The sequence below is a fragment of the Caballeronia sp. EK genome (assembly GCF_014384845.1).
Lineage (GTDB): Bacteria > Pseudomonadota > Gammaproteobacteria > Burkholderiales > Burkholderiaceae > Caballeronia > Caballeronia jiangsuensis.
In genome coordinates, this window is the sequence record NZ_JACSUE010000026.1 from 48,510 (window position 1) to 60,266 (window position 11,757).

Consider the following 11,757-nt stretch of genomic DNA (forward strand, 5'->3'; position numbering starts at 1 on the left):
CCGAAAAGAACACGAATGAAAGCTTCCTCACCGGCGCCCGCCGCGCCGCGCTTCCTCTTTGATACTTCGCTGTCCACCGTCGTCGCCGGCTTCGTCGCGATGATGACCGGCTACACCAGTTCGCTCGTGCTGATGTTCCAGGCGGGCCAGGCCGCGCATCTCACGAACGCGCAGATTTCGTCGTGGATCTGGGCGCTCTCGATGGGCATGGCGGTCTGCACCATCGGGCTGTCGCTGCGTTATCGCGCGCCGATCGTCATCGCGTGGTCGACGCCGGGCGCGGCGCTGCTCGTGTCGTCGCTGCCGAACGTCGCCTATGCCGATGCGATCGGCGCGTTCATCGTCTGCGCGGTGCTCCTGACCGCCGTCGGCCTCACCGGCTGGTTCGACACGCTGATGAAGCGCGTCCCGACGGGCATCGCCGCCGCCTTGCTCGCGGGCATCCTGTTCGAGATCGGCATCGAGATTTTCCGCGCCGCCGAGCATCGGACCGCGCTCGTCATCGCGATGTTCTTCACGTATCTCACGGCCAAGCGCTTCGTGCCGCGTTACGCGATTCCGGCCACGCTCATCGTGGGCATCGCGATCGCGGGCGGGCTCGGGCTGCTCGACTTCACGCACTTTCACGTCGCGCTCGCGCATCCGGTTTTCACGATGCCCGCGTTCTCGCTCGCCGAGGCGATCAGCATCGGCATTCCGCTTTTCGTCGTCGCGATGGCTTCGCAGAACGTGCCGGGCATCGCCGTGCTGCGCGCCGACGGCTACACGACGCCCTCCGCCCCGCTCATCTCGGCGACCGGCATCGCGTCGCTCGTGCTCGCGCCGTTCGGCTCGCACGGCGTGAATCTCGCGGCCATCACCGCCGCGATCTGCACCGGCCGCGAAGCGCACGAGAATCGCGACAAGCGCTACACGGCCGCCGTCTGGTGCGGCATTTTCTATCTGATCGCGGGCACGTTCGGCGCGACCATCGCGGCCCTGTTCGCGGCCTTTCCGAAGGAACTGGTCGTGTCCGTGGCCGCGCTCGCGCTCTTCGGCTCGATCATGAGCGGTCTCGCCAACGCGATGCAGGACGCGCGTCAGCGCGAGCCCGCGCTCGTCACGTTCATGGTGACGGCATCGGGCCTCACGCTGCTCTCCATCGGCTCGGCGTTTTGGGGATTGATCGCGGGCGTCGCGACACATATCGTGCTCAACGCCAGACGATCCTGACGCAGCCTACAATGACGGAATCGGCCCCGATTTCCGGCCGGTTTTTCCGCAACCGAACTGTGTAATTCCGTCATGGCTTTGATCGACAAACTGCTGGCGCGCTCCGCGCCGCCCGGCACCGCCCAGAAACGCAAGACGATCGTGCGCGTACTGCTCGACGACGCCGGGCACGTCCAGGACGTCGTCCTGAAAATGAGCTGCGGCGATACGGCGAAGGACGCCCACGCGCTCGACGAGGTCCGCAAAATGCGCTTCGCACGGGGTCAACTCGGCTCGGGCACGGTGCGGCGCTGGCACGAACTCGCCTACGCGGTGGATTGAAGGCCGATTGAACGCGCAGTCCCGCGCCCGGTCGAAAAGCGGCGCGCACGGTATCAGCGCGCTCGCCGCGCTCGGGACTAGAATGGGAGAATGACATTCAAGGGGCGCGCCGCGCGAACGAAGTCGCCGCGCGGCGTCGCAATCATGGGCAATCCGCGGGTTGGTTACCGCAATTTGACAAGGCGCAACGCGTCTGAGACTCGACATGACATCCGCTCTCGACCAGCTCAAGCAATACACGACCGTCGTCGCCGACACGGGCGACTTCCAGCAATTCATCCAGTTCAAGCCGCAGGACGCGACCACGAATCCGTCGCTGATCCTGAAGGCCGTCCAGAAGGACGATTACAAGCCGCTGCTAGAAAACACCGTCAAGGAGCACGCGAAGAAGCCGATGCCGCAGATCATCGACAATCTGCTCGTGGCCTTCGGCACGGAAATTCTGAAGATCGTTCCGGGCCGCGTTTCGACCGAAGTCGATGCGCGCCTTTCGTTCGACACCAAGGCTTCGATCGACAAGGGCCGCGAAATCATCAAGCTGTATGAAAACGCGGGCGTCGACCGCAAGCGCGTGCTCATCAAGCTTGCATCGACGTGGGAAGGCATCCGCGCGGCCGAAGTGCTGCAGAAGGAAGGCATCCACTGCAACATGACGCTGTTGTTCTCGCTCGCGCAGGCCGTGGCCGCCGCCGAAGCGGGCGCGCAACTGATCTCGCCGTTCGTCGGCCGCATTTACGACTGGTACAAGAAGTCCGCCGGCGCGGAATGGGACGACGTGAAGAACGGCGGCGCGAACGATCCCGGCGTGCAGTCGGTGCGGCGCATCTACTCGTACTACAAGAAGTTCGGCTACAAGACCGAGGTCATGGGCGCGAGCTTCCGCACGGTGAGCCAGATCACAGAGCTCGCCGGCTGCGACCTGCTGACGATCAGCCCCGATCTCCTGAAGAAACTCGCCGACAGCAACGATACGGTCGAACGCAAGCTCTCGCCGGAAGCGGTGAAGAACGAGAACGTGGAGAAGATCGCCGTCGATGAGCCGACCTTCCGCTTCCTCGTCAACGACGACGCGATGGCGACCGAAAAGCTCGCGGAAGGCATCCGCGCGTTTGCCGCCGATGCGATCAAGCTGGAGAAGCTGATCACCGCGCTTCAGTAACGCGTACCTGAAACGAAACCGCGGATCGCGCCGAAATATTGGCGCGATCCGCGGTTTTTTTCATTTCGCCGCTTCACAACGTAATTTGACTCTTTCCGAGTCAGCGTGGGACTTCGTTGCAATAGACTTGTTGGCTTTGGCGGCATGTCCGCTTCATATGCACGGAGTCACCGGTCATGCAACTGGACACGTATCTTTTTTATAACGGCGATTGCGCGGCGGCACTCGAACTCTATCAGGCGGCATTCGGCGCGCAGATCGCCACACTGGTCCGCTTTCGCGACGTGCCGGACGGCGGCAACGCACCGCCCGACTGGCAGGACAAGGTCATGCACGCGGTGTTTTTTGTCGGGCAGAACGCGATCATGGTCTCGGACGGCCGCTACGATCAGCCACGCAAGGAATACTCGGGCTTCACGCTGTCGATCGCCGCGAGCGACGCGCAATCCGGCGAGCGCATCTTCAAGATGCTCGCCGAAGGCGGCAACGTCCTGACGCCGTGGCAATCCACGTTCTGGACGCAAGGCTTCGGCATGCTGACGGATCGTTTCGGCGTGCCCTGGCTCATCAATGTGGTGCACGAAGGCGAAGCGCAGCCGGCCTGAGTTTCATCGCTTTATCGCTTCGTCACATCAGGGATTGAGCGGCCGCGCGCCTTCGATATTCCACTGCCGCTCGATTTCCGACAGACGCAACCGCAGCCGATCCACCTGCTCCACGAAACGCATCGCGAGCCAGTGCATGCCCTGCGTCGACATGTTCGCATCGTCGTCGGCGCATGGCGGCACAGTCGGCGCGTCCACCACGCGGTACAGCAAGCCCACGCGCCCGAAGCGCAACGCGCGCGCCATCTGCAGAAGCTGCTGGCGCACCGCATACTCGCCCGGCGAACACGCGATCGCGAAACGGCTGGGCGTCGCGCTCGCGACTTCCGGCATCGACATCACCAGCATTTCCAGCGCAGCGAGAATCGAGCGGTGCAGCCGCTGGATCTCTTCGAGCCGCGCCATCGGCACATCGGTTTCCTTCGAGACCGATTCCATCAGCCCGCGCGACTGCACGAGCCGCTGGCTCATCGCATAGAAGCGCCGCGCGGTGTCCTCCGCGTGAAGCGGCGTGCCGTCGAGCAAGGCGCCGTACAGCTTCGCGCACTCGCGCAGATTGTCCGCGAGCCGATAGCGCCAGGAATACGTCGCGTATTGCGGCAACACGAACGAGAGCGCCAGCGCGATCACGACGCCGATCATCACATTGGCCGTGCGCCATAAGCCGGTGGACAGCGGCAGATCGCCGTGGCCCGAGACGATGACCATGGTGATCGCCGTGAGCAGCGCGACATAGCCGGCCTTGCCGATCGCATAGTAGGCGCAGCCGCCCGCGATCACGCACATCAGCACGAAGAACACCATCACGGAGCCGGTGAGCATCTGCGCGAGGATGAGCGTGAGCCCGAAGAACGCGCCGAGCATCGTGCCGATCGCGCGTTCGCCGGCCTTCTTGCGGATGTTGCCGTAATGCTGCAATCCGCCGATCACCACCAGCACCGATACCGACGCCCACACGCCGTGCGGCATGTCGATGCCCGTCGTGACCGCGATCGACACCGCCATCGCGATCCCGACGCGCACCGCGTGGATCACGTTCGCGTGCCGGTAGCGGAAGTACGGCGACGCGATCGAATGGAAGAAGCGCGCGAGACGGCTGCGCCTGTGTGACGTCGATGTCGGAGAAAGCATGGTTCGCTCAAGTCGATGAACACGCACGCCCGTCAAATCAAGGCAGCCGGAAAACGAAACGCCCGTAACGGCCAGATGGCTGTTACGGGCGTTTTACCAGCTTTTCGCGCGCCGCGCCGCACGCGTGCGCGACCGGCCGGAATCAGCCTTCCACGATATCCAGATAGTCTTCCGGACGCGTGCGGTCATCCGAGCGCTTGAGGCCCAGCACGCGCACGAGCAGGCTCACGACGATCGAGACGATCAGGTTCGCGATCAGCGCCCACACCGCCGCGTAGCCCGGCACGACGTAGCCGAAAATATGTAGCGGATAGATCGAGCCCTTCAGTTGCAGCGACACGGCCATCCACGTGCCCACGCCGATGCCCACCGCCCAGCCGAGCAGCAGGCCGCGATGATCGAGCACGCGCGTATAGAGGCCGAGCACGAGCGCGGGCAGCGTCTGGATGATCCAGATGCCGCCGAGCAGTTGCAACTGGATGGCGTAGGTGAGCGGCAGCGCGAGGATGAAGACCACCGCGCCGACCTTCACGATCAGCGACACCAGCTTAGCGACGTTGGTTTCCTGCTCCGGCGTCATCGACGTATTGACGAACTCGCGATGCACGTTGCGCGTGTAGAGATTCGCCGCCGCGATCGACATGATCGCCGCCGGAACCAGCGCGCCGATGCCGATCGCCGCGAACGCCACGCCCACGAACCACGACGGGAAGTAGTGCAGGAACAGTGCCGGCACCGCGAAGTTCGCACCGTAGGCCTTGAAGTACGACGCGAATTCCGGCATGTCCTTCACGCCCGATGCCAGCGCCATGTAGCCGAGCAGCGCGAGCAGGCCGAGCACGAGCGAATACGCCGGCAGGAGCGCCATATTGCGGCGGATCGTGTTGCCGGAGTTCGACGAAAGAATCGCCGTTACCGAGTGCGGGTACAGGAAGAGCGCGAGCGCAGAGCCGACCGCTAGCGTCGCGTACGCGCTGTAGCCGTTCAGGCTCGCGGCATCAGGCGCTTTCAGGAGCAGCTTCTCGGGCGGCACGACGCTGAAGATATGGCCGAAGCCGCCGAGCTGCGCCGGAATCACGATCATCGCGGCGATGATGGTGATGTAGATCAGCACGTCCTTCACCACGGCGATCATCGCGGGGGCGCGCAGGCCCGACGTGTACGTGTACGCGGCGAGAATCGCGAACGCGATGATGAGCGGCAGATCGCCGACGAAGCCTTGCGTCGAGAATCCGAGCGCGCCGATCACCACTTCGATGCCGACGAGCTGCAGCGCGATGTACGGCATCGTCGCGACAATGCCCGTCACCGCGACCGCGAGCGCGAGCATGCGGCTGTTGTAGCGCGCGTGCACGAAGTCGGCGGCGGTCACGTAGCCATGACGCTTCGCGATGCTCCAGAGCTTCGGAAACACGACGAACGCGAACGGATAGATGAGGATGGTGTACGGCAGCGCGAAGAAGCCCGTCGCGCCCGCGCCGAACACGAGCGCCGGCACCGCGACGAACGTATAGGCGGTGTAGAGATCGCCGCCGAGCAGGAACCACGTGACGATGGTGCCGAAGCGGCGTCCGCCGAGACCCCATTCGTCGAGCTGGGCGAGATCGCCCTTGCGCCAGTGCGCGGCGATGAAGCCGAGAATCGTGACGCCGACGAAGAAGAGAACGAAGACGAAAGTTGCGGTGGCATTCATCATCGCGCACCTCCGTTCTTTCGTCCCGAGGGCAGCGCCTTCGTCTTCTTATAGACGACGGCGGTGATGACCGCGCTGATCAGCACCCACAGGAGCTGATACCAGTAGAAGTACGGAAAGCCCCACAGAACGGGCTCGATCTTGTTGTAAAACGGCACCCATACCACACCGATCCACGGAAGGATCAGAAGCCATAGCCAATGCTTGTTGCGCGGTTGTCCGGTGCCGGTCGTAGCTTCGTGAGCCATGAACGGTCTCCTCTTTGTTTTGATTCGCGTCGTTATTGCGAGCCCGGCGGGATGCCGGTCGTCGGGTAGACATGCCGCTGAAAGCACCCCGAAATAACAGAGGGAGTATATGGACCCTTAAAACACGGTCAAGCAGGGGGAATCCCGACTATTCCGCTGATTTGAAAGCATCTTGTAAATAGGCCAAAACCCTCGTTCTGGCCAGGGCTTCTTGCGCCGGGTCAATCAGATCGAGAACGCGCCGCTCGCCGCCACGCCCGCGCTCGCAGCGAGACCCTTCACCCACTTGCGCGCGGGCAAGCCGAGTTGCGCTTCGATGAGCTTCGCGCGCGTATCGAGCGCGTCGAACGAAACGTCGAGTGCGGGACCGGCGAACGCGATCGCGACGCGATTGCCGTCGTGCACTTCGGGCAGCGCGATCACGCGATGATCGAACGCTTCGTTCAGATGACGCATGTTGCGCACGAAGCTCGGATGATCGCCGAACAGGTTGATCGTGACGACGCCCGCCTGCGGCGTGAGGCAGGCACGGCACGCGCGATAGAACGAGACGCTGTCGAGCACGGGGCCGCGCGCGGTGGCGTCGTAGAGATCGATCTGCAACGCGCCGATCGTGCCGTGATTCGCGCGATCGTTGACGAACTCCCACGCGTCGCGTTCGGTGACGGTGAGGCGCGCATCGTCGTAGGGCAGTTCGAACATCGCGCGCGCGGCGATCACGACCGCCGGATTCAGTTCGACGGCTTCCACTTTCGCGTGCTTCAGAAAGCGATAGCAGAACTTCGTGAGCGCGGCGGCGCCGAGGCCGAGCTGCACGATGCGTTCCGGCGTTTCGACGAAAAGCAGCCACGCCATCATCTGCTGCGCGTATTCGAGCTCGATGTGATCGGGCTTCTTCAGACGCATCGCGCCTTGCACCCATTCGGTGCCGAAGTGCAGATAGCGCACGCCGCCCTCTTCCGAGAACGTCACGGGCGCGAAGCGCGGCTTGCGAGGCGCGTCGATGCGCGGCGCGTTCGCGAGATCGTCGCGATCGTCGTCGCTGCGCTTGCGCTTCGATTTGCTGTCGTCCTTTTTACGGCTGAACGCGCGCGCTTCAGCCGATGCGCGCTTGATGAGATTCGTCATTGTGTGGTGAGGATGTCGCGCCAGATGCGCAATTTTTGATCGAACGAGAGGATAGCATTGGCCGCGCTCGACGATGGCAGCACGAGCGTCGCGTAGCCCGCGGCGCTCAGGACCGGCGCGAATTTGCCCGATGTCTTGCCGTTGAAGCACACCTTGCGCAGCTTCGGAAAGCGCGTGCGGAACTGCGCGAAGTCATTGGGCGATGCGTTGCGGATCGCGGTGTCGAGGCTGCCTTCGCGTTCGCATGCGGCGAGCACGTCCCACAAACCGATGCCGTGCGCGACGAGACGCGCGATGCGTTCATCGTAGACGAGCGCGTGCAGATCCTCGCCGATCGCCGCGCCGACGAGCCGCCAGAACTGATTGCGCGGATGCGCGTAATACTGCGTCGCCGCGAGCGACGCTACGCCCGGAAAACTGCCGAGGATGAGCGTGTGCGTTCCTTCATCGCCGATGGGCGCGAATCCTGCAAGCTTCGCGTCGAGCTTCATTTCGCCTCGCCGTGCGCGACGCGCTTCGCATGCGAGCTCAGGTGATCGTAAGAGCGGGCATGTTCGCGCCGATGCCGGTCGTGCATCGTGGCAAGCTTCGCCCAGAGCGCATCGAGCATGCATTCGGTGACCATCAGCGGTGCGTCGTGACGTTTGAACACCGAACGACGCGCGACGAGCGTGTGCGGCTGCTCATCCGATTGCGCCGACGCGAGCCGATGCAGCGGATGCCGCGCGGTGACTCTTCGGCTCGCGAGCGCCGAACGCGACACGCTGCTGTCGCTATAGAGCAGTTCGGCGAGCGGGCGCGTGCGCAGTCGGCGCATCGATTGCCACACGCCCGTGCTATGCGCGAGCGGCACGATGCTATGCGCGACGACGAACGGCACGCCATCGACTTTCAGCGCGACTTCACGCGCCCACACCGGCGTGCGCGGCGTGATATCGAGCGCGCGCGCTTCGTCGTGCCAGGGTATATCGACGGCTTCGCGCGTGACTTCGACCGTCACCGCGCCGAGCGTGCGCAGATGCGCGGTCAGCGAACCGCCGCGCGTGAGCCAGTCCTTTTGTGCATCGGTGAGCGATGAAAGCGGGACGACGCGCCAGTGCGCATCGATGGGATCGTTGGGCGTGAGCATGGCGGTGATTATAGGATCACACGCACTTGGGACGATTCGTATGGAGCCGGCGCGCCGATCGGCCGAAACTGAGTGTCCGTTCGCGCGCGTCACGCGCCGGTCGCGCGCCCGGGCGAACATTGACAAATCATGAGAGGACACAGAATGTCGGAAAACAAGAAACAGACATCGAACAACGTTGCGCATCTCGCAGCGGACACGCTGCATGACCCGATGGCATCGGCCATCAAGAAAAGCCTCGCCGCGTCAGCCTTGTCGCAGTCGCACACCAAAAAGCAAACGGGTGCCGAGATGGAACACAAGGCGAGCGAAGTGCTTCATAGCAACAAATATTCGAAAGAAACGAAGACGCTGGCCGCATCAGTTCTTGCGCAATCCAACAAGGAACGCAAGGCGAAATAAAAAACGCGCCGCCGGTTTCCCGGCGACGCGTTCATTCGAAACGCTCAGGCAGCTTATCGCGCGAGCAACAGCGCGTTCGTGCGCTTCACGAAGCTCGCCGGATCTTCCAGCGCGCCGCCTTCGGCCAGCAACGCCTGATCGAAGAGCAGATGGCACCAGTCGACGAAATTGGCGCTGTCCGCGTTCAACGCCTTCACCAGCGGATGCTCCGGATTCACTTCGAGAATCGGCTCGGCTTGCGGCGCCTTCTGCCCCGCCGCCTTCAGCATGCGTTGCAGGTAGCCGCTCATGTCGCCTTCATCGGCGACGAGACAGCTCGGCGAATCGGTGAGACGGAACGTGAGACGCACGTCCTTCGCCTTGCCTTCGAGCGCTTCCTTCATCTTCTCGACGAGCGGCTTCATTTCCTCGCCAACCTTTTCCTGCTGCTGCTTTTCCTCGTCGTCAAGCGCGCCGAGATCGAGGTCGCCGCGCGCGACGCTCGCAAGCGGCTTGCCATCGAACTCATTGAGGAACGACAGCATCCACTCGTCCACGCGATCCGTCAGCAGCAGCACCTCGACGCCCTTCTTGCGGAACACTTCGAGATGCGGGCTGTTCTTCGCGGCCTGCCAGCTATCGGCGGTGACGTAGTAGATCTTCGTCTGCTCGGGCTTCATGCGCGCGACGTAATCGGCGAGCGATACGTTCTGCGCGTCGCTGTCGTTGTGCGTCGATGCGAAGCGCACCAGCTTCGCGATGCGCTCGCGATTGCTGAAGTCCTCGCCGATGCCTTCCTTCAGCACCTGACCGAATTCGTTCCAGAAGGTCGCGTACTTCTCTTTGTCGGCGTCTTCGGTCGCTTCGGCGGAGGACGATGCGATCTCTTCGAGCATCGACAGCACGCGCTTGGTCACGCCTTCGCGGATCGCCTTTACGTCGCGGCTTTCCTGCAGGATTTCGCGCGACACGTTGAGCGGCAGATCCGCCGAATCGACCACGCCCTTCACGAAACGCAGATACGCGGGCAGCAGTTGCTCGGCATCGTCCATGATGAACACGCGCTTCACGTAGAGCTTCAGCCCGCCGCGATGCTCGCGATTCCACAGATCGAACGGCGCGTGCTTCGGCACGTACAGCAGTTGCGTGTACTCGCTGCGGCCTTCGACGCGGTTGTGCGTCCACGAGAGCGGATCGTCGTGATCGTGCGAGATATGCTGATAGAACTGCTTGTACTGATCGTCGCTGATGTCGTTCTTCGGACGCGTCCAGAGCGCGCTCGCCTGGTTGACGGTCTCGTCCTCGTCCTTCGTGACCATCTCGCCTTTCTCGGCATCCCACTCTTCCTTCTTCATCAGAATGGGCAGCGCGACATGATCCGAGTACTTCTGGATGATCGATTTCAGCCGGTGCGACGACAGCAGTTCGTCTTCGTCGGCGCGCAGATGCAGCGTGATGGTCGTGCCGCGTTGCGCGCGCTCGATGTCCTCGACTTCGAAATCGCCTTCGCCCGCGCTCGTCCAGCGCACGCCTTCGTTCGCCGGCAGACCGGCGCGGCGCGTCTCGACGGTGATCTTGTCCGCGACGATGAAGCCCGAATAGAAGCCGACGCCGAACTGGCCGATGAGCGCCGCGTCCTTCTGCTGGTCGCCTGAGAGCTTCGAGAAAAATTCCTTCGTGCCCGAGCGCGCGATCGTGCCGAGGTGGGAAATCGCTTCCTCGCGGCTCATGCCGATGCCGTTATCGTCGATGGTGACGGTGCGCGCTGCTTTATCGAACGACACGCGGATACGCAGGTCCGGATCGTTTTCGTAGAGCGCGCTGTTTTCGATGGCTTCGAAGCGAAGTTTGTCCGCGGCATCGGATGCGTTGGAAATCAGCTCGCGCAGGAAAATTTCCTTGTTGCTGTAGAGCGAATGGATCATCAGGTGCAGAAGCTGCTTCACTTCTGCCTGAAAGCTCATGGTTTCTTGCGCCATGGTCGGGGTCCTCTGTGTTGATTTCGTTTAGTGCGATTGTCGCGACGGCGTGTTTGGCCGACGCGGCCAATTTGCGTGATATGAGGGCGGGTGGGGGTTTTTCAAGAGGTCGCCGGATCCCGTGTTCGTGTCGGTCTATTTGTGTTGCCCCTGTGCGGGGCGGCAGTCACTTTCTTTGCTGCTGCAAAGAAAGTAACCAAAGAAACAGCTATCCCCATCCAAAGTGCTTCACGCCGGCCCCGGCACAGGCGATTGGCTGAATGGCCCGGCAGTAGCGAGTGCCTCCATAAAACTCACCCGGCCTGGACCGCGCACGGTCTGCCATGTCGCACCACACGCGTGGCTGGTTCAGCACCAAATAGCTCCGGCCTGCTTCGCGGCCGACCGGTCAATCGGGGATGCGTGCGCTTCTTTTCTGAGGCCACCATCTCACTGCCTACGCATACCGATGGTTTCCCTTATATACCCGACGGCAGCGCGTAGCGCTGTGCCGGAACTTTATCGTGCTGAACCAGCGCGCTTGGATGTTTAGCGCGGCAGACCGTGCGCGGTCCAAGCCCCGCGAGACCTACGAGGGCACTCGCTACTGCCGGGCCATTAGGCCAATCGCCTGTGCCGCGGCCGGCGTGAAGTGCTTAGGCTGGGGAAAGCTGTTTCTTTGGTTACTTGTATATTGATTCCAGGTGGGCGGAAACTGATCTCTTCCGCTCACCCGAAGCGGTAGCCCGTTTGTGTTACATGGGCTCGCAGCCCGAAAGAAAGCTTGTGGCG

The 11,757-nt window shown here is 62.8% G+C and carries 12 protein-coding genes; 5 read left to right on the top strand and 7 right to left on the bottom strand.

All coding sequences use genetic code 11. From position 1 onward, the window contains the following. The first annotated feature begins 15 nt into the window (after positions 1-15). From IAG25_RS38210 to IAG25_RS38225, 4 genes are all read left to right on the top strand, one after another. Positions 16-1,212: a benzoate/H(+) symporter BenE family transporter gene (locus IAG25_RS38210; RefSeq protein WP_187609474.1), complete on the top strand. Its 1,197-nt coding sequence runs from the start codon at positions 16-18 to the stop codon at positions 1,210-1,212. Between the two features lie 72 nt (positions 1,213-1,284). Next, complete coding sequence (locus IAG25_RS38215) at positions 1,285-1,533, top strand: energy transducer TonB (RefSeq protein ID WP_187609475.1); 249 nt, start codon at positions 1,285-1,287, stop codon at positions 1,531-1,533. A gap of 205 nt (positions 1,534-1,738) precedes the next feature. After that, positions 1,739-2,692 carry a transaldolase gene (tal, locus tag IAG25_RS38220; RefSeq protein WP_187609476.1) on the top strand — a complete coding sequence of 318 codons (954 nt, stop codon included), beginning with the start codon at positions 1,739-1,741 and terminating at the stop codon, positions 2,690-2,692. 176 nt (positions 2,693-2,868) lie between these two features. Continuing rightward, the gene (locus IAG25_RS38225) at positions 2,869-3,297 is read left to right on the top strand and encodes a VOC family protein (RefSeq protein ID WP_187609477.1); all 429 of its coding nucleotides are present in this window, start codon (positions 2,869-2,871) and stop codon (positions 3,295-3,297) included. Positions 3,298-3,324: 27 nt separating this feature from the next. On the opposite strand, the gene IAG25_RS38230 is transcribed toward IAG25_RS38225, so the two are convergent. The 6 genes from IAG25_RS38230 to IAG25_RS38255 form a co-directional block, all read right to left on the bottom strand. Further along, a complete protein-coding gene (locus IAG25_RS38230; protein WP_187609478.1) occupies positions 3,325-4,428 on the bottom strand; it encodes an FUSC family protein in 1,104 nt (367 codons plus the stop codon). A gap of 142 nt (positions 4,429-4,570) precedes the next feature. Continuing rightward, on the bottom strand, positions 4,571-6,121 hold the full coding sequence (gene mctP, locus IAG25_RS38235; RefSeq protein ID WP_187609487.1) for a monocarboxylate uptake permease MctP: 1,551 nt from the start codon (positions 6,119-6,121) through the stop codon (positions 4,571-4,573). Beyond that, a complete protein-coding gene (locus IAG25_RS38240; protein WP_008350708.1) occupies positions 6,121-6,369 on the bottom strand; it encodes a DUF3311 domain-containing protein in 249 nt (82 codons plus the stop codon). The genes mctP and IAG25_RS38240 overlap by 1 nt, the downstream gene beginning before the upstream one ends. Before the next feature lie 225 nt (positions 6,370-6,594). Beyond that, a complete protein-coding gene (locus IAG25_RS38245) occupies positions 6,595-7,497 on the bottom strand; it encodes a spermidine synthase (protein ID WP_187609479.1) in 903 nt (300 codons plus the stop codon). After that, positions 7,494-7,988: a DNA-deoxyinosine glycosylase gene (locus IAG25_RS38250; RefSeq protein WP_187609480.1), complete on the bottom strand. Its 495-nt coding sequence runs from the start codon at positions 7,986-7,988 to the stop codon at positions 7,494-7,496. Before IAG25_RS38250 ends, IAG25_RS38245 begins: the two co-directional genes overlap by 4 nt. Further along, a complete protein-coding gene (locus IAG25_RS38255; protein WP_187609481.1) occupies positions 7,985-8,626 on the bottom strand; it encodes a chorismate--pyruvate lyase family protein in 642 nt (213 codons plus the stop codon). Before IAG25_RS38255 ends, IAG25_RS38250 begins: the two co-directional genes overlap by 4 nt. Before the next feature lie 213 nt (positions 8,627-8,839). Here IAG25_RS38255 and IAG25_RS38260 point away from each other — a divergent pair, with 213 nt between their 5' ends. Beyond that, a complete protein-coding gene (locus tag IAG25_RS38260) occupies positions 8,840-9,028 on the top strand; it encodes a hypothetical protein (protein ID WP_309244014.1) in 189 nt (62 codons plus the stop codon). Between the two features lie 53 nt (positions 9,029-9,081). Here IAG25_RS38260 and htpG read toward each other — a convergent pair whose 3' ends face one another. Further along, positions 9,082-10,986, bottom strand: a complete 1,905-nt coding sequence (gene htpG / locus IAG25_RS38265; protein WP_187609483.1) for a molecular chaperone HtpG — start codon at positions 10,984-10,986, stop codon at positions 9,082-9,084. Positions 10,987-11,757: the final 771 nt, after the last annotated feature.